The 21265-nt window shown below is 60.6% G+C and carries 23 protein-coding genes and 1 pseudogene; 13 read left to right on the top strand and 11 right to left on the bottom strand.

Going from position 1 to position 21265, the window contains the following annotated elements; all coding sequences use genetic code 11:
- The first annotated feature begins 1 nt into the window (after position 1).
- The 7 genes and pseudogenes from AC0L8G_RS02665 (at position 2) to AC0L8G_RS02695 (ending at position 4950) form a co-directional block, all read left to right on the top strand.
- Positions 2-964 carry a glycerophosphodiester phosphodiesterase family protein gene (locus AC0L8G_RS02665; RefSeq protein ID WP_473386539.1) on the top strand — a complete coding sequence of 321 codons (963 nt, stop codon included), beginning with the start codon at positions 2-4 and terminating at the stop codon, positions 962-964.
- Positions 964-1659, top strand: a complete 696-nt coding sequence (locus AC0L8G_RS02670; protein WP_473386540.1) for a YceI family protein — start codon at positions 964-966, stop codon at positions 1657-1659. Before AC0L8G_RS02665 ends, AC0L8G_RS02670 begins: the two co-directional genes overlap by 1 nt.
- An 18-nt stretch (positions 1660-1677) precedes the next feature.
- Positions 1678-2331, top strand: coding sequence for a glutathione S-transferase family protein (locus tag AC0L8G_RS02675; protein WP_473386542.1), 654 nt, complete (start codon positions 1678-1680; stop codon positions 2329-2331).
- A gap of 297 nt (positions 2332-2628) precedes the next feature.
- Positions 2629-3449, top strand: a pseudogene (locus tag AC0L8G_RS02680) (alpha/beta fold hydrolase).
- Between the two features lie 61 nt (positions 3450-3510).
- Entirely contained in the window at positions 3511-3924 is a 414-nt protein-coding gene (locus AC0L8G_RS02685) for a response regulator transcription factor (protein WP_473386544.1), read from the top strand.
- Positions 3925-4021: 97 nt separating this feature from the next.
- Positions 4022-4393 (top strand): VOC family protein, encoded by a 372-nt coding sequence (locus AC0L8G_RS02690; RefSeq protein WP_473386545.1) that lies wholly within the window; start codon positions 4022-4024, stop codon positions 4391-4393.
- A gap of 26 nt (positions 4394-4419) precedes the next feature.
- Positions 4420-4950, top strand: a complete 531-nt coding sequence (locus AC0L8G_RS02695) for a DUF4199 domain-containing protein (RefSeq protein WP_473386547.1) — start codon at positions 4420-4422, stop codon at positions 4948-4950.
- 6 nt (positions 4951-4956) lie between these two features.
- On the opposite strand, the gene AC0L8G_RS02700 is transcribed toward AC0L8G_RS02695, so the two are convergent.
- The 5 genes from AC0L8G_RS02700 to rho all read right to left on the bottom strand — a co-directional run bounded on the left by AC0L8G_RS02700 (position 4957) and on the right by rho (position 9436).
- On the bottom strand, positions 4957-5427 hold the full coding sequence (locus tag AC0L8G_RS02700; RefSeq protein WP_473386549.1) for a MarR family winged helix-turn-helix transcriptional regulator: 471 nt from the start codon (positions 5425-5427) through the stop codon (positions 4957-4959).
- On the bottom strand, positions 5420-6598 hold the full coding sequence (locus AC0L8G_RS02705; RefSeq protein ID WP_473386551.1) for an Acg family FMN-binding oxidoreductase: 1179 nt from the start codon (positions 6596-6598) through the stop codon (positions 5420-5422). The genes AC0L8G_RS02700 and AC0L8G_RS02705 overlap by 8 nt, the downstream gene beginning before the upstream one ends.
- 69 nt (positions 6599-6667) lie before the next feature.
- Entirely contained in the window at positions 6668-7294 is a 627-nt protein-coding gene (locus AC0L8G_RS02710; RefSeq protein ID WP_473386553.1) for a glutathione S-transferase family protein, read from the bottom strand.
- Positions 7295-7419: 125 nt separating this feature from the next.
- Positions 7420-7803, bottom strand: coding sequence for a hypothetical protein (locus AC0L8G_RS02715; RefSeq protein ID WP_473386555.1), 384 nt, complete (start codon positions 7801-7803; stop codon positions 7420-7422).
- A gap of 361 nt (positions 7804-8164) precedes the next feature.
- Entirely contained in the window at positions 8165-9436 is a 1272-nt protein-coding gene (rho, locus tag AC0L8G_RS02720; RefSeq protein WP_473386557.1) for a transcription termination factor Rho, read from the bottom strand.
- 299 nt (positions 9437-9735) lie between these two features.
- Between rho and AC0L8G_RS02725 the strand changes: the two genes are divergently transcribed.
- The gene (locus AC0L8G_RS02725; RefSeq protein WP_473386558.1) at positions 9736-10296 is read left to right on the top strand and encodes a hypothetical protein; all 561 of its coding nucleotides are present in this window, start codon (positions 9736-9738) and stop codon (positions 10294-10296) included.
- Positions 10297-10307: 11 nt separating this feature from the next.
- Here AC0L8G_RS02725 and hemJ read toward each other — a convergent pair whose 3' ends face one another.
- Together hemJ and hemE are read right to left on the bottom strand one after the other, a co-directional pair.
- Entirely contained in the window at positions 10308-10754 is a 447-nt protein-coding gene (hemJ, locus tag AC0L8G_RS02730; RefSeq protein WP_473386560.1) for a protoporphyrinogen oxidase HemJ, read from the bottom strand.
- Positions 10754-11788, bottom strand: a complete 1035-nt coding sequence (gene hemE, locus AC0L8G_RS02735) for a uroporphyrinogen decarboxylase (RefSeq protein ID WP_473386562.1) — start codon at positions 11786-11788, stop codon at positions 10754-10756. The genes hemJ and hemE overlap by 1 nt, the downstream gene beginning before the upstream one ends.
- Before the next feature lie 397 nt (positions 11789-12185).
- Here hemE and AC0L8G_RS02740 point away from each other — a divergent pair, with 397 nt between their 5' ends.
- The 4 genes from AC0L8G_RS02740 to coaE are packed head-to-tail and all read left to right on the top strand — an operon-like array spanning position 12186 to position 15131.
- Complete coding sequence (locus AC0L8G_RS02740; protein WP_473386564.1) at positions 12186-13055, top strand: pyruvate, water dikinase regulatory protein; 870 nt, start codon at positions 12186-12188, stop codon at positions 13053-13055.
- Positions 13056-13075: 20 nt separating this feature from the next.
- Positions 13076-13678, top strand: coding sequence for a Maf family protein (locus AC0L8G_RS02745; RefSeq protein WP_473386566.1), 603 nt, complete (start codon positions 13076-13078; stop codon positions 13676-13678).
- Positions 13678-14532 carry a shikimate dehydrogenase gene (locus AC0L8G_RS02750; RefSeq protein ID WP_473386568.1) on the top strand — a complete coding sequence of 285 codons (855 nt, stop codon included), beginning with the start codon at positions 13678-13680 and terminating at the stop codon, positions 14530-14532. Before AC0L8G_RS02745 ends, AC0L8G_RS02750 begins: the two co-directional genes overlap by 1 nt.
- Entirely contained in the window at positions 14529-15131 is a 603-nt protein-coding gene (coaE, locus tag AC0L8G_RS02755) for a dephospho-CoA kinase (protein ID WP_473386569.1), read from the top strand. The genes AC0L8G_RS02750 and coaE overlap by 4 nt, the downstream gene beginning before the upstream one ends.
- On the opposite strand, the gene AC0L8G_RS02760 is transcribed toward coaE, so the two are convergent.
- Together AC0L8G_RS02760 and AC0L8G_RS02765 are read right to left on the bottom strand one after the other, a co-directional pair.
- Positions 15124-16002, bottom strand: a complete 879-nt coding sequence (locus AC0L8G_RS02760) for a dienelactone hydrolase family protein (protein ID WP_473386571.1) — start codon at positions 16000-16002, stop codon at positions 15124-15126. The genes coaE and AC0L8G_RS02760 overlap by 8 nt on opposite strands.
- A 7-nt stretch (positions 16003-16009) precedes the next feature.
- Positions 16010-17008: an adenosine kinase gene (locus AC0L8G_RS02765; RefSeq protein WP_473386573.1), complete on the bottom strand. Its 999-nt coding sequence runs from the start codon at positions 17006-17008 to the stop codon at positions 16010-16012.
- A 204-nt stretch (positions 17009-17212) separates the two neighbouring features.
- On the opposite strand from AC0L8G_RS02765, the gene AC0L8G_RS02770 reads away from it, so the two are divergent.
- Entirely contained in the window at positions 17213-17569 is a 357-nt protein-coding gene (locus AC0L8G_RS02770) for a hypothetical protein (protein WP_473386575.1), read from the top strand.
- Here AC0L8G_RS02770 and AC0L8G_RS02775 read toward each other — a convergent pair.
- Both AC0L8G_RS02775 and AC0L8G_RS02780 read right to left on the bottom strand, forming a co-directional pair.
- Positions 17566-19254: an AmpG family muropeptide MFS transporter gene (locus AC0L8G_RS02775; RefSeq protein ID WP_473386577.1), complete on the bottom strand. Its 1689-nt coding sequence runs from the start codon at positions 19252-19254 to the stop codon at positions 17566-17568. The two genes, AC0L8G_RS02770 and AC0L8G_RS02775, sit on opposite strands and share 4 nt — an antisense overlap.
- Positions 19255-19332: 78 nt before the next feature.
- A complete protein-coding gene (locus AC0L8G_RS02780) occupies positions 19333-21204 on the bottom strand; it encodes a response regulator (RefSeq protein ID WP_473386579.1) in 1872 nt (623 codons plus the stop codon).
- Between the last annotated feature and the right edge of the window lie 61 nt (positions 21205-21265).

A 21265-nucleotide genomic window follows, 5' to 3' on the forward strand; every position in this document is an offset into this window, starting at 1 on the left:
AATGCTTAGATGGTTAACCGCTGTTAGTGTTCTCGCCCTTGCCGCTTGCGGTGAGTCTGTGACCAACACGGATACAGATTTCTCAGGCGCCGCTTCCGAGGGCTGGTCCATCGCTCCGCAAGGCGATCTCAACAGTTTCTTCGAATGCCTCGAAGCGAGCGGGGCCACCCTGGTCTCCGCCCATCGCGGCGGGCCTTATCCGGGCTATCCGGAAAACGCCATCGAGACCATGGACAAGCTGCTGGCCGACACGCCAGCGATCATGGAAATCGACGTCGCCACCTCCGCCGACGGCGTGCTGTTTCTCAATCATGACGACACGGTGAACCGGACCACCAATGGCGACGGCCGCACGGATGCGCTCGCCTGGAGCGCGATCAAAAAACTCCGGCTTGAAGATAATGACGGGCGGCTGACGCCGTTTTCGCCGACGCGGTTTTCCGATGCCCTCGCCTGGGCCAAGGGCCGCACCATCCTGCAGGTCGATTTCAAACAGACCACCCGTTATGAAGATGTGGTGGCGGAGCTGAAACGTCAGCGGGCGGAGGATCGGGTGGTCCTGATCGCCTATTCCATGGGCTCTGCGCGCAAGCTTCACCGCCTGATGCCCGATGCGATGATCTCGCTCAATCTCGACACCCAGTCGGAACTCAACCATGCGGTCGCGGCGGGCATTCCCGATGACCGCATACTCGGCTTCACCGGCACGGAAGATCCGCGCCCGCGCCTGTTTTCGATACTGAACAGCCGCGATGTTGAAGTGATTTTCGCAACCCTTGGCGGGCGGGATTCCATCGACAATGATATTGCGCGCTCAGGCTATGAAGCGCTCTATGCCGACATCGCCGCACAGGGCGCAGACATCATCGCCACCGACCGGCCCCATGAAGCCCATGCAGCCATCGCCGCCGCCGGGCGCGCCGTAGAGGCCGGGGAATGCGGCGTCACCAAGGGGAATAGCTGATGAAATTCAATATATTGGCCGCTTCTTCCCTGCTCGCGCTCGCCGCCTGCGGCGCACCGACAGAACCGGCTGAAACCAGCGCGCCATCCGCGTCAGCGCAAGACGCGGTTCCGATCAATGCGCCCGCCGGCGCCTATCGGCTCGACAAATCCCATGCGAGTCTCACCTTCCGCATCAAGCATCTCGGCCTCGCGTATTACGCCGGCGGCTTTTCCGATTTCGACGCCGCCCTGGCGTTCACTCCTAACACGCCGGAAGAGATGCAGGTAGACGCGACAATCAATGTCCGCTCCCTGACGATCCCCAACCCGCCCGAAGGCTTTCATGACACGCTGCTCGGGCCGGACTGGCTGATGACGGACGCGCATCCGCAGATGACCTACCGCTCCACCCGTGTGACGCAAACCGGCCCGCGAGCGGCGACAGTCGAAGGCGAGCTGACCTTGTTCGGCGTCACCGCGCCGGTGGTCATGCAAGCGGAATATGTCGGCGGCTATCCCGGCTTTCACCCCCATGATCCGCAGGCCCGGATCGGATTCTCCGCCTACGGAACATTGAACCGCGCCGATTTCGGCATGGACCAATATCTGCCGACAGAAGACTCCCCGGGCGCCTTGAGCAACGCCATCGAGTTCCGCATCGATGCGGAATTTCTCGGCCCGCCCACGCCGCCTGAAATCACGGAAATGCGCTGAATATCAAAAGGTTAGACTATGATCGCCGTCACCACTGTCGACTGGGTTCCGCCCTTCGCCCATGGCCTGTTGCGTGATCTGCGCCTGCGCTGGGCGCTGGAGGAAGCCGCCATCCCCTATGAGATGCGCTATGTCCCTCTGAACGGCCGCGACGCGCCGGACTATCGCGCCCGCCAGCCTTTTGGCCAGATCCCGGTCTATGAAGAAGACGGCAAGGAGATGTTCGAGACCGGCGCCGTGCTGTTGCATCTTGCGGAAAAATCCGGCGCGCTGGCGCCCGCCGATCCGGCGGAAAAAATCGACATGACGGTCTGGCTGTTCGCCGCGCTCAATACGATTGAGCCGCATCTGCAGCAACTGGTTATGCTCGATCGTTTCCATAAGGACAAAGACTGGCAGGCCGGCGCGCGGGCGGAAACATCCGCCATGGCGGCGAAGCGCCTCGGCGAACTTGGCGCCGCTTTGGGCGATCAGGAATATCTGGCGGCGGGCCGGTTCACCGTCGCCGACATCGCCATGACGACTGTGCTGCGCATCATCGGTCACACCGATATGGTGGAAAGCGTTCCCGTGCTTGGCGCCTATAAAGCGCGCTGCGAGGCGCGCCCGGCCTTTCAGAAATCCCTGGCGGACCAGCTCGCCGATATCGCGGCGCATACGCCCAAAGCCTAGCGCTCCAGAGAAAGCGTGCGTCAGCGGCGCGATCAATTTCCGGTGAGACGCCGCACCGATTGCAAACGCGTGCTTGGCGCCGCCATGGGTTGACCTCATCTTCACGCCGATCAGACGAGCCTGCACGCATTTAGAAAAACACTTCTTTCCAAAACCGCGTGCGCAAACTGATTGCCAGCGACGCCCGGACGAAAGGTCCCGGCGCCAGTGTTCGATGTGTAATTCAAAGACCATTTATGCGCGCGGCGTTCCCGCCGCGCATGCCGTCCTTGCATTCAACCTCATGGAGATTTTGATATGCCGACCATCACCACAAAAGACGGAACGGAGATTTTCTACAAAGACTGGGGCGACGGACAGCCTCTGGTTTTTCATCATGGCTGGCCGCTCAGCGCCGATGACTGGGACGCGCAGATGCTGTTTTTCCGGCAAAAAGGCTATCGCGTCATCGCTCATGACCGCCGCGGCCACGGGCGTTCGAGCCAGACAGACAGCGGCAATGAAATGGATACCTATGCTGACGATGTGGCCGCGCTCGCCGCGGCGCTGGATCTCAAAAACGCGATTCATATCGGACACTCCACCGGCGGCGGCGAGGTCGCCCGTTATCTGGGCCGGCACGGAACAAGCCGCGCCGCCAAGGCTGTGCTGCTCGGCGCCGTCCCGCCGGTCATGCTCAGAAGCGAAAAAATCCGGGCGGCCTGCCGATGGAGGTTTTCGACAATATCCGCGCCGGCGTCGCTTCGAACCGGGCGCAATTTTACAAGGACCTGACCCTGCCGTTTTACGGCTACAACAAGCCCGGCGCGGATATCTCCGAGGGCGTGCGCGAAAACTGGCAGCGCCAGGCCATGATGGGCGGCATCAAAAGCCAATATGATTGCATCGCCGCCTTCTCGGAGACCGACTTCACTGAAGACCTGCGCAAGATCGACATCCCGGTTCTCTTCATGCATGGGGACGCCGATCAGATCGTGCCGATCGATGACGCTTCGCGCATCGCCGTCAAGCTGGTGGAGAAAGGCGAGCTGAAGGTCTATGCGGGCCTGTCCCACGGCATGGCGACCACCCATCCCGACACGATCAACGCCGATCTCCTGAGTTTTATCGAGGCTTGACGCGACCCGCGGCCCCAAAGACGGCTGGAGCGAAAGCCGTCTTTGGGGCAAGATCGCCGCCATGAAGCGGACGATCTTTCTCTATGCGCTGGCGCTCGCCCTCGGGGCGCTCGTCCTTTCCTGGCTCGAATATAAATATGTGACCCGGGTCTTCACCGGGGAAATCTATCTGGTGCTGATGGCCGCCGGCTTCACCGCGCTGGGCGGCTGGGCCGGCTGGCGGCTGACCCGCAAAGACCCGCCGGCGCCGTTTGAAGTGAACCGCGCCGCGCTCGCCAGCCTAGCCATAACGACCCGCGAATATGAAACCCTGACGGCGCTCGCCGACGGGCTCACCAATAAAGAGATCGCCCGGCGCTTCGACGTTTCCCCCAACACGGTGAAGACACAGGTCTCAAGCCTTTATGAAAAGCTCGAGGTCTCGCGCCGGACGCAGGCGGTGCAAAAAGCGCGTGAGCTATTTCTCATCCCCTAAAGGCCTGATTTTGCTGAAATCACCCTTTTGGGCGATGGTTCTGTTGCCCGGCTTTCCTTCAGGGTGAGACGAACCGCCAGGCAAAGGAGGAGACCTTATGGGCGCACCCGTCATCCGTTTCGATATTGGCTGCCGCGACAAGCCGAAAACCCTCGCCTTTTATGAAAAGGTGTTCGGCTGGTCCGCCAAACAAGCCGCATACAACACCGAAATCGAAACCGGGGCCGGCAAGGGCATCAACGGCGCCGTGACCGCGCTCGGCCATGAGCCGCATAATTACGTCATGATCTATATGGAAGTCGCAGACATCGACGCCGCCTGCGCCGCCATCAAGGACGAAGGCGGCAAGATCGCCATCGGCCCGGTGGAGATACCCGCTAAAGGGCCGAATGGCGGCGGTAAGTTCGCCTGGTTCAACGACCCGGAAGGCAATCTGCTCGGGATCTTCGAACCCCCGGCGCAATCGTAAGGCCAAACAGGAACAGGAGAATTCCGATGTTGAAAACCGCACTCATCTACGGCGCCATCGCCGGCTCCATCACCATCGCCAGCATGTCGATCGGCCTGCTTTTCGCCAGCGATAATGGCTATAGCGGCGGCGAGGTCTTCGGCTACACGATCATGATCATCGCGCTGACGCTGATCTTCATCGGGGTCAAACGCTATCGCGATCAGCAACTCGGCGGCGTCATCAAATTCGGACCGGCCTTCGGGCTCGGCCTTGCCATCACCGCCATCGCCGGGGTGTTTTACGTCATTGGCTGGGAGATCAATCTGGCGCTCACCGATTACGCCTTCATGGGCGAGTATTCCAAAAGCGTGATCGCCGCGAAGGAAGCGGCGGGCGTCACCGGCGAGGAGCTGCAAAAAGTCATCAACGACATGGCGGCGCTGACGGAGAAATATAAAAACCCGGTGTTTCGCCTGCCCATGACCTTTCTGGAGATTTTCCCGGTCGGGCTTTTGGTGGCGCTGTTATCGGCCGCCTTGCTGCGCAATCCTAAAGTGTTTCCGGCGCGCGGCTAAGGCGCCTTAGCGCGCATTGTCGAGCACAATGCGCAGGCCCGTCATGACTTCCAGAATGGCTTGCCAATCGGCGCCGGGCGTTCCCGCTTCAAGCTGGGCGAGCCCCGGCGCCACCGCCTTCACCGCCTTGTCGCGAATGGCGCGGCCCGCGCGCGTCACCTTCACCCGTTTGATGCGGCGATCGCGCGTACACGGAACAAGCTCCACAAAGTTCTTTTCGTGAAGCTTTTTCACGGTCGACGACATGGTGGGCGGCGCGACCTGCATGGCGTCCGCAATCTCGCCAATAGTTTCCTGCGCATTCAATCGCAGCAGATGATTGAGCACGCCGAATTGCGCCAGCGTCAATGCGCCGGGCATGCGCCGTTCAAACTCGCGGTCGGCGAGATTGGAAATGATCGAGATTTCGGTGAGCACTTTGAACAAGGCCGGATCGCCGGGAAGACCGGCCCCGGCCTTGTCGGGGGATTTACGCATCGGCATCGATCAACCGGCTTTCCAATGGCCAGCGCGGCGAGGCGGGCTCCGTCTTGGCGTAACCGAAACGGAAAATCCCCTGCATGCGGGCGGGCAGCCTGATCCCGGCAAAGTCATGTATTTCCTCATAAATTTCGCCCATTGCCGGATATTCCTGCAGCGCCTGGCTGAGCGGCTGCATAGCAAGGCCCAGACCCGCCGCCGCCTGTTGCAGGCGCACCCAGCCGGCGCCAGCGCGCAATTGATCCGTACGGGTATTATTGGCGGTGGAGAGCCAGCCAAAAGCCATGGCGGTGTCGATATTGCGATTATAGAATTTGACGGTTTCCGCGAACGCCGTCGTCTCCGGATCGTTCATGGCTTTCTGGCTCAGCAAACCGACAGCGCCCATCGCCTCCATCACCGGACCATAAAGCGAAATGCCGTCTGGCGCCGCATTGATTTCTTTCTCGCCGATCCGGGTCCAGATCGCGGATTCATTGCGCGGGCCGGGCGTTTCCATTTCCGTGATCCACGCCTCGCGGCAAATGGTTTTAAGCGCCTCCACATTCGCCGCGTCGCTCACCCATTCAAACTCGCCATCGCCGGCGCGCAAGGCGGCGTCCAGCGCGTTCATGGTTTCCGCGCTCACCGGGCGCGCCTGATCATAGGGCGTGCGCGACGTGCGGCGGGTCAAAAGCGCTGCAAATAAGGGGTCTTTTGCGATTTGCGCATCCTCGACAAATCGCATGGAAGCGATCGGACGCGCATCGAGAACCGGAAACGCTTCGCCCTCGGGAAACAAATCCATCTCCAGCCCGTAGCCCTTTTCCGCCGCCGCCTGACGCAGCAATTCCACGAAAGCGCCGAGACCAATCACGGTTTGCCGGTCCAGCGGATCGGTCGCGGGCAAGCGCCGGCCCAGATCGCAAAACAAGGACAGCCCGTCGTCGCCATCAAGGCGCACAAGCCATGGCTGAAGATTATGCGGGCTTGGCGCCAGCACCGCATAGGCAAGCGCATCAAGACGCGCATCGCCAAAACTTTCGCCCGCTTCGGACCAGGCGCGCGCGCGGCGGCAAGATTGGAATGAAGGCGCAAGGCGCAAGCCCCTGCGAGCGCAACGCCCGCGCCGCCGGTGATCAGGATGATGCGTCGTGAAACCATGGCTTTTCTCTCCCGCTAGATACATAGCCTTCTATATAATAGATGTCTATGTATATTTTGCGACAGGCCGGAAAAGCGCGTGTTTACTGGGTTTTCAGGGCTGAAGCGCGCTCGCGCGGGTCCACGCCTCGCGCCCGCTCAAGCGCTCGAAATAGGCCTTGGTGTTCGGCCCCATCAGCTTGCCGTTGCGCGAGACGCTGACCAGGAACAACACGTACCCGACCGAAATATCGGCCAGCGAAAATTCGCCCAACAGATAGTCTCTGCCTTCAAGACTGCTTTCGAGAAATTTGAGACAATTGGTCAACTCGCTGACCGCCCAGACCCGCATGGCTTCAATGCGCTGTTCTTCGGGCAACAGGAAAGAATGACCGAGAAGCTGGTTCACATAGCCCCCCATGCCCGCTTCGCCGAATTGCATCCATTGCAGATAGTCTGCGAAATCCGCGTCGCCCGCATCGCGCGACAACGCGCCGCCAGCATGCTTTCTGGAGAGATATTCGATGATCGCAACGGACTCGATCATGCGTTTGCCGTCATCGAAAAACACCGGCGTTTTGCCAAGCGGATTAAGCGCCAGATAATCCGGCTCTTTCAGCTTGGGCCGGTCGAAGGGCCGCGTTTCGATCTCCGCATCCAGCCCCAATTCGTCAATCGCCCAGGCAACGCGAAGCGAGCGGGTCATGGGAAAATGGATAAGTTTTAGTTTTGATGCAGTCATGGCGCGCGCCTCTTTTGGTTCGCGGGCATTAAGCGCCAAAGGACAAGCCGCGCGCAATTGTTTTGCGCAGTAAAAAGCGCCGCAACCAAAACGCTGCGGCGCTCAATCAGCCAAATGTGATCGCCTTATGCGCTTGCAGCTTCGCGTTTGAACTTGCTGCGAATGCCGTTCTTGGTCGCGATCTTGTCCCAGCAGGTTTCAAAACGTTCGTTCAGCGACACCGCCTTGTTGAAATGCTGCGCCGCCTTGCTGACGGCCTCGTCGTCGCCGCTTTCAATCGCCTCGCCGAGCGCTTCATAACGGGTGATCAATACATCGATGCGGCGCACCTCTCTGTCGCCAAAAGCGCCGCATTCGCGGGTTGAATTACTGGTGATCCGGCGCCATTTATCGTCGGCGCCGTCAAAAGCGCCATCCACATAATATTCTTTAACGCCGGCAACGTCAGCCAGCGCGGCGCCGCTGACAAGCATGGCGCCGGCAAAAGCGATAAGAGCAGTTTTTTTCATCGGGGGGTCCTCCTTTTTTGTTCACAACAGAGCGCAAAGATCCCTCGCTCCATCGCGCGGGGGGCCACGCGAAAGCGTCGTGTACAGACCATTTGCATGACTAAGCTAGGAAGACGGGTTTGAGCGCGCAACAGCATTTCGGCGAAGCGAGTTTTCCAAGCGCCAGATTACAGCCTTGTGCGACGAACCGTTTCTCCGGTGCGCCATATGCCTGCAAACAAAGGGGAAATGCGTGCGCCTTTGATCGGAAAACCGCGCCGCACGAGCGCCACAACAAAAAAGGCGGCCCCGAAGGGCCGCCTGACAATTAGCTCTAATCGTAATGGGGTCCTGCGCGAAATCGTCGCCTGACCGCCAGAATTTAAGTGTTCATCGAGTCGAAGAAATCGCGGTTGGTCTTGGTCTGCTTCAACTTGTCGATGAGGAACTCGATCGCATCGGACGTGCCCATGGGCGACAGGATACGACGCAGAACGAAGATTTTCTGCATATCCGTTTTCGACGTGATGAGGTCTTCCTTGCGGGTGCCGGATTTTGCGATGTCGATCGCCGGATAGGTGCGCTTGTCGGCGACCTTGCGATCAAGGATGAGTTCGGAGTTACCCGTGCCCTTGAATTCTTCGAAGATGACTTCGTCCATTTTCGAGCCGGTCTCGATCAGCGCGGTCGCAATAATCGTCAGCGAGCCGCCTTCTTCAATGTTCCGCGCGGCGCCGAAGAAGCGCTTCGGCCGCTGCAGCGCATTGGCGTCGACGCCGCCGGTCAGCACCTTGCCCGATGACGGCACGACGGTGTTGTAGGCGCGGCCCAGACGGGTGATCGAGTCGAGCAGGATCACCACATCGCGGCCATGTTCGACCAAGCGCTTGGCTTTTTCGATGACCATCTCGGCCACCGCAACGTGACGGGTCGCCGGTTCGTCAAAGGTTGAGGATACGACCTCGCCCTTCACCGAGCGCTGCATGTCGGTCACTTCTTCCGGGCGCTCGTCGATGAGCAGCACGATCAGATAGGCTTCCGGGTGATTGGTCGCGATGGAATGCGCGATGTTCTGGAGGATGACGGTTTTACCGGTCCGCGGCGGCGCGGTGATCAGGCCGCGCTGGCCCTTGCCGAGCGGCGCCACAAGATCGATGACGCGCGCCGTCAGGTCTTTGGTTTTCTCGTCTTCGATTTCCATCTTCAACCGCTCATCAGGATAGAGCGGGGTGAGGTTGTCGAAGTGAACCTTGTGACGGGCTTTTTCCGGCTCCTCGAAATTGATCGTGTGCACTTTCAACAGCGCAAAATACCGCTCGCCGTCTTTCGGGCTGCGGATCTCGCCTTTGACCGTGTCCCCGGTGCGCAACGCAAAGCGGCGGATCTGGTTCGGCGAGACGTAAATATCGTCCGGCCCGGCGAGATAGTTCGCATCCGGCGAGCGCAGGAAGCCAAAGCCGTCCGAGAGCACTTCGAGAACCCCGCCGCCATGGATCTCGACTTCGAGATCGGCGAGCTCTTTCAGGATCGCAAACAGCATGTCCTGCTTGCGCATGGTCGAAGCGTTTTCAACTTCGAGCTCTTCGGCGAAAGCCAGCAGCTCAGCCGGGGTTTTTTCTTTCAGCTCGTCGAGCGTCATGGTCTTAGGCAGCATTGTAGCCTCAATCAGAGATAGGACCCGCGCCAGAACGGCCGGGTGGGATGGGATCAGCGATGAAAAACGGGGCGCGCGGGTTCGGCCATGGGGCCGGGCGGCGCAGAAAAGGAAAGTTGCGTTAGATATAAGCTGAACAGCGCCGCCGTCAATGGCGCCCCGACCTGCGCCCCGGCCGCGCGCCGCCAGCAGAGAATGACCGGGGGGTTAACAAAAGGCGCCGGTCCTCCCGGCGATTAACCCTTATTCAGGCGGTTTTTACTGTTTTGGCGTTATCTGGCCGGGGAGAACAGAATTTTATGGCTGGAAAATCCATCGTCCTTCGCCCTTGCCTGACCCGCTTCATCCGCGGGCTGGCGGTCGTTTGCGCGGCTCTTTTGGCGGCGGCCTGCGGCGGTGAAGGCAAGCCGCGCAGCCTGCTCGACGCGGCGGCGATCTATGGACAGGACGAGGCGGTGTTTGAATCGATCCGCGGCGCCTATCCCGGGCCCTATCGCGATTTCACACGCCTGCCGCCCCGCGATCCGGCTGAGGACACGGCTGACAAGCGGGCTTTTGTAAAAGCCCTGCGCAAACGCATCCCCCTCGACTATATCGATTTCTTCCCCATCGGCGACACTGGCGGCGATGAACTCAACATCATCCTCAACCGTTTCAGCCAGGGCGATAACTGGCACACGGTGAGCGTCGTCTTTTTCAGCTCGCCGCTGGTCCTGTCCGACGAGTTTCCCCATCTCAAACTGTTCGAGCGCTGCTCCGATGATGCGGTTCGCTGGCTCGACGCCTATGCGGAAAAGGGAACGCGCGCAGTGTTCTGCCGGCTCAATTCAAATTGGTACGCCTATCAGCAGGTCGACTGAGGCGGCGGGCCTTAAAACGGTTTCACGATCACCATGATGACGATGACGATCAGCGCCAGAAACGGCGCCTCGTTCATGATGCGCCAGAATTTCTCACTGCGCGGGCGCTCGCCCTTTTCAAACTTCCGGCGGGAAGATGCGTAAAAGCCGTGGATCGCCGAGACGATGACCACCAAGGTCAGTTTCACATGAAACCAGCCCGCGGAGAGGATCGCCGGATTGGCGATCAGCATTAAGATCCCCAGCACCCAGACCGCAATCATCGACGGATTGATGATGCCTTTCAGCAGGCGGCGCTGCATCTGGATGAAATAGCGCTCAGCCTCGCCGCCCTTCGCGGACTGGTGCTGATAAACGAAGAGCCGCGGCAGATACATCATCCCGGCCATCCAGGCGATGACCATGATCAGGTGAAACGCCTTGATCCAAAGATAAATGCCCGACAGGAACGCCGCCATCAGCCGTTTCTCCGCACAAAGTCGACAAGCGCTGCGACATTTTCCGGCGGCGTCTGCGGCGTGAAGCCATGGCCCAGATTGAAAATATAGGGAACGTCATGGAACAGCTTGAGATAGGTCTCCGCCGCTTCCTCCATGGCCCTACCGCCTGAAATCGTCAGCAGCGGGTCCAGTCCGCCCTGTATGACCACGCGCTCCGCCAGATTGGCCCGCGCCCAGGACGGGTCCATCGCGTAGTCGATCCCGTAGCCGTCGCAGGCCTGAAGCAAGGCGTATTCGCTGGCCTTTTCCCCGACGCCTTTGGGAAACAAAATCACCGGCACGCCCGGCCGGGCTTTTTTCACCGCCTTGGAAATCTTGTCGAGGGGTCTCACCGACACCGCATCAAGGACCGGCCAGGGCAGCCCGCCGGCCCAAGTATCGAACAGCTGGACCGCATCGGCGCCCGCATCGATCTGGGCGATCAGATAAGCGATGGTTTTCTCCACCAGCACATCGATCAGCCCGTTGACCAGATCCGGCTCTTCATAAAAACGCCGGCGCAACACGCCCGGATCCTTCATCGGGCCGCCCGCCAGCATATAGGTGGCGACCGTCCAGGGCGCGCCGGCGAAACCGATCAGCGCCTTATCGCGCGACAGCCCCGCTTTGGTCTTCGAAACCGTTTCAAAAACCGGCGCGAGCGGCGCCAGAATATCTCGGTCTCGAAACTGCTTAACATGGTCAAAGCTTATGAGAGGCTCGAGTTTCGGTCCTTCATTTTCGACAAAGCTTAAATTCTGTCCCAGCGCATGAGGGATCAACAAGATATCTGCAAACAAGATCGCCGCGTCGAGATCGAAACGATGCACCGGTTGCAACGTCACTTCACTCGCCAGCGACGGATTGAAACACAAATCGAGAAACGACCCCGCTTGTGTCCGAAGCTTTCTGTATTCCGGAAGATAGCGCCCCGCCTGTCGCATGAACCAGATCGGAGGAGACGCAAATGTTTCGCCTTCAAAGACCCTAAGGAATTTAGAACTCGTTGTCATCTGGCGTTAAGCTTCCTTCTTAACCTTCTATAAAGGATTCTTAATAAAGGATTAATATAAAGAGTCAGGCGGGAAGCCGGGGAAAAACCGGCGATGGTGAGTTATCCGACAAGCTTGCGAGAAAACCCCACAGACCTTTCCACGGGGGATAAGACTTCCCGGCTCTGTTGAAAAGCGTTCCAAACGCCGCATCTGCGGGAGAAAGTTTCCAGAGCCTCGCCTGCAAATTCCGATTCACCCCATATGGTCAGGCCCGACAGCGGTGAAGGTATGACCAACACGATTTTACAGGTATGGCTGGGCGCCAACCCGGTATGACTCGCCGGTTTTACAGGGAAAGAAATCCGGGCTCGCGGAATGCGCTATCTTTCCCCTATAATTCCACAGGATGACGGACATGCAGACCAAAAACGGGGGAGAACTAAAACCGGCGCGCCGGCGCATGCCGCTCGCCACCTTTTTTCATGTGCATCTTGTCTCTGACTCCACCGGCGAGACTCTGAATGCGATGCTCAAGGCGACCGCGTCGCAATTCGCCGCCGCCAAACCACTCGAGCATATTTACGCGCTGATCCGATCGCGCGCGCAGATGGAAAAGACCCTGGCGGAGATCGAAGCCTCGCCAGGTCTGGTGCTCTATACGGTGATCAATCCGGAGCTGCGCCGGCTGCTGGAAATCCGCTGCAGTGAGTTGCAGACCCCGGCGATCTCGGTGCTCGATCCGTTGCTCAACGCCTTCACCGACTATCTCGATCTTGAACAGACCTTGAAGCCGGGCGCGCAGCACGAGTTGAACGACGCCTATTTCCGCCGCATCGCCGCGCTTGATTATACGCTCGCCCATGATGACGGGCAGATGGTCTGGGATCTCGAGCCCGCCGATGTGGTGGTGATCGGGGTCAGCCGCACCTCGAAAACCCCGACCTGCATGTATCTGGCGAACCGGGGCATCAAGGCCGCCAATATTCCGCTGGTGCCGACTTCGGATCCGCCGCCGGAACTCTTCGCCCTGCGCAAGCCCCTGGTCGTCGGCCTGGTCGCCAGCCCGGAACGCCTGTCGCAGATCCGCCAGTCGCGGCTCGGCGGCATGAACGCCGGAGAAGCGGCGGAGGAATATTCCGATCTCGATCTCATTCGTCAGGAAGTGCTGCAAGCGAAACGGCTTTTCGCCAAACATCGCTGGCCGACAATCGACGTCACGCGAAAATCGGTGGAAGAGACCGCTGCGGCGATCCTCACCAAGCTTTCAGCCCGCCAGAACCGATAACACAAACCTGCAGAGTCCATATGACCGCCGCGCCCCGCATTATCCTCGCTTCCGGTAGCGCCATCCGCCGGGACATTCTCACCGGCGCGGGCGTCCCGTTTGAGGTGATGAAGCCCGATGTGGACGAGGATGTGATCAAGCGGGCGGGCAAAGCGGAAGGCCTTGAGCTGGAGGCGCTGGCCATGGCGCTGGCTGAAGCGAAATGCATGGATATCGCCGCGAAGACCGACGCCATCGTCATCGGCTCCGACCAGATCATGGAGTTTGAGGGCCGCGCCTATGACAAGCCGGCGAGCATGGCGGAAGCGCGCGCGCGTCTGCTCGAAACCCAGGGCGCGGCGCATACGCTGATCAATGCGGTGGCGGTGGCGCGCGGCGGTCAGATCATCTGGCGCAATCTCGACCGCCCGAAGCTCGTCATGCGCAAGCTCACCGCCGCCGAAGTGGATGAATATCTGGCGACCGCAGAGCCCGACATCCTCCATTCCGTCGGGGCCTATCAGATCGAAAAACTCGGCAGCCGATTGTTCGAGCGCATTGAAGGCGACCAGTTCGCAGTGCTCGGCCTTTCCCTGTTTCCCTTGCTGGAATTGCTGCGGCGGGAAGGGGCGCTGGCGTTTTAATGGCTGACCACAAAGACAATGCGGCGCCGAAACTGGCCGGGGTCATCGGACATCCGATCAGCCATTCCCTGTCGCCGCTTATTCATTCCGAATGGGCGCGCCGCGATAGTGTGAACGGACGCTATATCCCGATCGACGTGCCGCCTTCATTCGAAGAGTTCGCCGCGGCGATGGATGAGTTGAAAGCGCGCGGCTTCGCCGGGGTTAACGTCACCCTGCCGCATAAGGAAAATGCCTTGCGTTATGCGGATGCGGCGAGCGATGCGGCGCGCCAGGCGGGTGCAGCGAACATGCTGACCTTTGGCGAACAAACTGTTGCCGATAATTCCGACATTGCCGGTTTCGCCGAGGCTGTGCGGGCGCAAACATCCGCACCCGGACAATCTGCGCTGGTCTTGGGCGCGGGCGGCGCGGCGCGCGGCGTCATTCTGGCGCTGCAATCGCTTGGGGTCGCCAACATCACCATCACCAACCGCACCAGGAACAAGGCGGAAGCCCTGGCGGCGAGTTTTGATCTCGCCGTCGCCGATTGGGATGCGCGTGAGCAAGTTATTGAAAACGTTGACATAATCGTCAACACCACCAGCCTCGGCATGAGCGGGCAGCCGCCGCTGGAGATGGATCTCATCGGGCTCAATCCCACAGCGTTAGTCGCGGATATTGTTTATTCACCGCTCGAAACGCCGCTGTTACACGCCGCGAAAGCGAGCGGTCATAAAACCGTCGACGGCCTTTCCATGCTGATGCATCAGGCGGTTCCCGGCTTTAAGGCCTGGCTCGGCGGCGAGGCGTTGGTGGATGATGCGCTAAGCGAAATCCTCGTCGCTGAGCTGAAAAAACAGGGGCGCTTATGATCCGCATCGGTCTCACCGGCTCCATCGGCATGGGCAAATCCACCGTGCTCGCCATGTTCGCTGATTTCGGCGCCGCGGTCTGGGACGCCGATGACGCGGTGCACCGGCTTTATGCGCAAGGCGGCGCCGGCGCCAAGGCGGTGGGTGCGATGTTTCCCGACGCAATTGTCGATGGCGCGGTGGACCGGCGCGCGCTTGCCGGGCTGGTGCTTGGCGACGCCGAGGCGCTCGCCGCGCTGGAAGAGATGATCCATCCGCTGGTCGCTGCTGATCGCGAAGGCTTCATGAACGCCGCCGCCGCATCGGGCGCGGATATTGCGGTGTTCGATATTCCCTTATTGTTTGAAAATGGCAGCGAACAATTCTTCGACGCGACGGTGGTCGCCAGCGCGCCGGAAGAGGTGCAGCGCGCGCGGGTGCTGGCCCGGCCCGGCATGAGCGAAGAAAAATACGAGGCGATCGTAAAGCTGCAAATGCCCGACGCCGAAAAACGTCAGCGTGCGGATTACATCATCAATACGGGGCTGACGCTGGAGGAGACCCGGGCCGAGGTCGACGCTGTCTACGCGGATATTCTGCGAAAGTTTTCAGCTAGTTAGCGGTGTTTTCCGGGGCACCCAGCGCGCTCAGAAACCCCTCATAACGCCTGGCCGCGTCCTGATAATAGTCTTCATTGAACCAGGATTGCAGCTCCGGCTCGAGATAGCGGTCGTCAAACACATGATTGGCGCCGTCATAGACGACCATGTCAACATTGCCGCCTTCGGCTTTGCGTTTGCCGAAATGCTCGATGCAGCGTTGCGCGTCGACGATTTCATCCGCACCGGCAATCAGCGCCAGGGTCGGCGGCGATTGAACATAGGGCTGGAAGTGAATGCGCGCGCCGAAACCGCAATAGGGATAAAACAGGATCGCGCCTTTCGCTTCCGGCAGTTTTCTCCGCTCACGGACCAAACCCGGCGGCGTGGTTTTTTCAGGGTCCATGGTGAAATAATCCATGACCGACCAGGCGCCGTGCGACCATCCCGCAAGCACCATGCGCGAAGCGTCGAGGCGCGGATCGGCGTCAGCGATTTCAATTGCGGCGAGAACATCGCCGGCGCGTTCCTGGCCCAAAAGCGCCTTGCCGCCGCAGACTTTTTCAACGCTGACCGCACGGTCAAATCCGCGCGCGCCATTGGAATCGACGATCATCGCCGCGTAACCGGCCTTGTTGGCGATGTCCGCCCAATCCCGCTGAAAGGGCGCGCGCACCCCGGCGCAACCATGGAACTGAATGACCACGGGAAAGGGCGCCGCCCCCTCGGGCAGGCGGATTTCCGTATGCGCGGACAAAAGCGCCACGCGCTCTGCATCGCTCGATTTTTCAATGATCGCCCCGGCGAACGCCATCACGGCGGGTTCGCGCTTCCAGTATAAAACGCCAGCAAAGAGTGCGAGGATCAAAAGCGCAATCGGCCAGCGTTTCATAAGGACCTCAGAGCAGGCCGGCTTTCTCCGCCAGCGCCTTCAAGGACTGTTCGGGCCGCGCGCCGAAATGCGAAATCACTTCGCTGGCGGCGAGCGAGCCCAGCGCGCCTGCGCTTTCTAGCTCAAAACCCCTTGCCAAACCATAAAGCAGGCCCGCCGCATAAGCGTCGCCGGCCCCGGTCGTGTCGACCAGTTGCGCCGGATTGACCGCGTCGACCTTCACAATGTCGCCTTCGCGCGGGATCAGGACCGAGCCTTTTTCCGACAGGGTGACGGCGGTGAGCGGGCAAAGCTTGCGGGCTTTTTCAGCGATGACATTGAGATCGTCGGAGCCGAACAGGGTTTCGGCTTCGCGGTCATTGGCGAGCAGGATGTCGATATGCTGCGGAATGAACTGGTTGAGTTCGTCAAACTGGCGATCGACGCAGCTCGCATCAGAAAGCGTCAGCGCCGCGCGTTTGCCTTCGCGTTTGGCGATGGCGCAGGCGCGGATAAAGGCCTGGCGCGCAACCGGCTGTTCAAACAGATAGCCTTCGAAAAAGGTGATCGCCGCCCGCGCGATCTGGTCTTCATCAATATCGTCCGGCGAGACGAGCCCGGCCGCGCCGAGAAAGGTGGTCATCGACCGCTGCGCGTCCGCCGTCACATTGACGAGGCAGCGCCCGGTGGCCGGACCCTGACCCAACGGCTTGGTGTCGAATTCAACGCCGATGGCGCGCAGATCATGGCGGAAGACATCGCCCAGCGTGTCGGCGGAAACCTTGCCGACGAAACCGCCCTTGCCGCCCAATGAGGCGATGCAGGCGATGGAATTCGCCGCCGACCCGCCCGAAATTTCGACGCCCGCCGCCATGGCGTCATAAATCTCGCTCGCTTTCGCCTCGTCGATGAGGATCATCCCGCCCTTCGGAATCGAATGAGCGGCGAGAAAGGCGTCATCGGCCTTGGCGAGAACGTCAACAATGGCGTTGCCGACGCCAATGACGTCGAGGGCGGCATTTGTCATGAAAATTCCTTACGCGGGCTTGGTTGCTAGCGCGGGCTTATAGGAAGCCGGGGACGATGAAGCAAGGCGGGCGGGGCAATCGCACGGGCGCCGGGCGGGGTGCGAAGGCCCGGTTTTTCTCTTTGTTAATCCTGCTGCGCTTGAAGTGGGGGCGGGGGCGCCCGTATCGTCCGCCGCCATCTGAAAAAGGATCAGCCAAGCGCCATGCGGTTCAAACCATTCGTTATTTTCGGAGTTTTGTCGCTCGCCGCCGCCTGTGCGAGCACGCCGGAGCCCGGTCCTGCGCCAAAGGCGTCAACCGCGCCGGCGCCGCCGGTATACATTCTGGCTGATATATTGGGCGCCAGCGCGGGCGCGATTGATGAAATGTTCGGGGCTCCTGCCCTGACGCGCAAGGAAGGCGCGGGCGAATATCGCCGCTATGCGCTGACCACATGCAGCCTGATCATTATTCTGTATCCGGATGAACTAGGCGCCGCAAAGGTCGCCCATGTGGATGCGACCGCGACCCATTCGGCGGGCGGAAAGCCGGATCTGGGCGCCTGTCTCGCCGCCGGTTAATCCGCCTTTTTAGACGCCTTGTCCGGCGCCCCGTAACGGGCTTGCCGCGCCCATTCCAGGGCGGAAGCGACGACCGCGACAAGACCGAGCGCGGCGGTGAGGTAAAACACATAGGCGAAGCCGCGTTCCTCGATCAGCTCGCCAATGGCGCCGCGCCCTAAAGAGCCGAGCAAAAACCCGAGCGAGGCCAGCAGCGCATATTGCACGGCCGCATAGCGCTTATTCACGATTGAAGAGAGATAGACGACGATCGCGGCGCTGGCGAAACCGACCGCCAGATTTTCCGCGGCGATGACCAGCATCAACCGCGCCAGCGCGTGATTGACGGTGACGTCAAGATGCAGAAAGCTCGCCAGCGGCTGCATGAATCCGAACAATCCATATAGATGCGTCGCCGACATGAACGCGTCCGTCGCGGCGCCGCCTTTGGCGAGATCAGCAAACAACAGATTGGTCGCGGCGGCGAGCACCGCCCCGGCGAACAGGCATGGCATGCGCCCGATTTTCAAAATCGCCGCGCCGCCGACGCCGATGCCGACAAAGGTCATCAGCGCGCCAAAGAGTTTTGACGCGATGGCGACTTCATCGAGCGTGTGCCCTAGCGCGCCGAAATTCTCGCCGAGATAAAACGGATAGGCGAAGGCGCCCCAGATCAGATCGGCGAAGCGATAGGACAGGACCAGCACGAGGACGAGGATCGCGCTCACCCCGAGACGGCTGATCAAATCCGCCATGGGCGCCAGCACCGAGCCATACACCGCATTCAGCGCTTTCTGGCCGGGCCAGGTCTTTTGCGCCCTGGCGCCGCCGGTCCATTTTCTCTGGGCGTAAAGCATGATCGAGGCGGCGATCACCGGGGCGATGATGGAGGCGATGATGATCAGCGGGCCGGTATGCAGCGTGAAGGAGCGGGCGTCCGCCTGATCCGGCGCGTTGAGGGCGAAGGCCATAAAGCCGAACAGCGCCGCAAAGGACCAGGCCCAGCCGAGAATGACCGGCGTCAGCGCCAGATTGCGCCAGAGCGGCGGCGCGTCATCGAAAGCGCTGCGGGTGCGTTCGGAAATCTGGCTGTCCGCCGCAATAAAGACGCCGCTCACCGCCATGGCCATCAAGACCGTCAGTGCAACGAATGTATTGTTCCAGCCGAGCCGCGCCGCGAGGATAAGCGCGCCGGCGCCGCCGAGAATGACCGAGGTGCGATAGCCGAGCTGATACACCGCGGAGAGCAAATCCACGGTGATTTCTTCATCGGCGACTTCAATACGCCATGCGTCGATCAACACATCCTGCGAGGCGCTGGCGAAGGTGCAGATGACGGCGGCGATGGCGATCAGCCCGATCTGGGTTGAAGGGCTGATGGTGGAGATCGCAAACAGGCAGGCGAGAATTACGCCTTGCAACAAAAAGATTGTTGCGCGCCGCTGGCCCATATTGAACAGGCGCGGCGTCGGCGCGCGGTCAACGGCGGGCGACCACAAAAACTTGAAGCTGTAGATGATGATGATCCAGGAAAACACGCCGATGGTCGCCACCGAAATATTTTCATTGGTGAACCATGCGTTCAGCGTGCCGGTGATCAGCACATAGGGCAGACCCGCCGCAAAGCCGAGCACAAACATCGCCGCGGTCTTGCGCCGACCGAGCGCGCGCGCGAGATCGCCCCAGGAGTATTTTTTATCCGTCATGTGGATGAACGCCTTGCCAGAGAATTGGGGCGCAGATTAGGCGAGTTCGCTCCCAAGGAAAGGCCGGGCGGGCGGCTTTTACGACGCCTCGCTCCATTCGCTTTCGCTTTCGCCCCATTTCGACAACAGGTCGGTGAGGTCCGATGGCTCGAAAGGTTTCGACAGGAAATCATCCATGCCGGCGGCGATGCATTTTTTCCGGTCTGCCGCCATGGCGTTGGCGGTGAGCGCGATGATCGGCGCCCGGCGCATGGGCCCGTCGAGGCGGCGAATGCGGCGCGTCGCCTCCAGCCCGTCCATCTCCGGCATATGCATGTCCATCAAGATGAGATCATATTCGCCGGATTTGGCTGCCTCGACCGCGGCGATGCCGTTCGGCGCCACATCCACAATATGGCCGGAACGCCGGATGATAGTGGTGGCGAGGACCGCATTGATCTGGTTGTCCTCGGCCAGAAGCACGCGAAACGCCTTGTCGCGCAGGGTCGCGGTCGTCTGTGCGGCCGCCGGCGCGGGCGCTGCGCCTGCGTCTTCGGTCAATTGTGTGTATAAGGATGATTGCCGGATGGGTTTGATGAAATAGCCGTCAAATCCCGCCTCGCGCAATTCGGCGATGCGCCCGCGCCCCAGCGGCGACAGCAACACATAGGATCGCGCGGCTTTCTTGGCGAGGGGCTGCGCGCTTTCACCGGCGATATAGATATCGCAGAGCAGCACCGCATCGGGGTTCTCATCAATCGCTTCAATCGCGCCGGCGGGGGTGGTGACGGAGAGAATGGATTCAACGCCGATCGCCGCGAGTTGCAGCTCAAGGCTGCGCGCGAGTACGGATGAGCGCGTGGCGACGATCACCGGGGTGTTGAAGGGCGAGGGTTTGCCGTATCGCGCGCCGTCGCAGCCAAGCGCGACGGTGAAGGTGAAGGTGCTGCCCTTGCCGGTGCGGCTCGACAGGGTGATGTCGCCGTCCATGGCGCGAACAATTTTGCGCGCAATGGCGAGGCCGAGACCGGCGCCTTCGCGCTTGCGCGGACCGGACGCCTCGCCCTGAATGAATTCTTCAAATATGGCGATCTGTTTGTCTTCGGGAATGCCGATGCCCGTATCTCGCACGGAAAAGGCCACATGCGCGGCGCCGTTTTCAGCGGAGACCAGGCGCGCTTCAATGCCGACGCCGCCCATATCGGTGAATTTGACGCCATTGCCGGCGAGATTGATCAGCACCTGACGCAAGCGCGCTTCGTCGCCATAAAGCTCCGTGGGCACGTCGCTGTCGACAAAGGCGGTGATTTCGATGCCCTTGCTGGCGGCTTTCGGGGACAGCAATTCAGCGACCGATTGCACCAGCGCCAGCGGGTTGAAGGGGCTCTGTTCGATTTCAAGCCGGCCTGCTTCGATCTTTGAATAATCGAGCAGGTCATTGATCAGCGCCAGCAGGGAAACGCCGGATTCGCGCACCGATTCCGCATAAGCGCGCTGGTTCGGTTCAAGCGCGGTGTCGAGCAACAGGGACGTCATGCCGAGAATGCCGTTGAGCGGCGTGCGCATCTCATGGCTCATGGTGGCGAGCAATTGCAGCTTCGGATCGCCGGCGGGGTCTTCAACCGGTTCGGCCAATGATCCGTGAGCGGAATGAATGGGCGTGATGTCCCCGTCGTCGGCGCCCTCCGCGTGGGGGGCGCCCACATAGACCCGCTCGCCATCGGGCAGCAGGGTTTCGGTCCAGTCGACCAGAAAGGCGCGATTGCCCGAGCGCGCTTCGGTGCGATAGCGCGCCGGCGCGCCGGGCTCGGCCGCGTCGCCGCCCGGTGAAAAGGCACGACCGTGCCAGCTATCGGCCGGTGAGCCGAAAAAACTTGCAAAGCTCTGGGAAACGAAGCGAATGACGCCGTTCCCGTCACATACAACAATCAGTTCCCGGACGATGTCGGAAGAGGCGCCTGCCAGCTGCATTAAGTAGTGATCCCCGATTACACAACTGCGGGCATCATCGGCGTCGCGCCTTGAAATTTGG

The sequence above is a fragment of the Hyphococcus sp. D3-15 genome, from assembly GCF_055809375.1.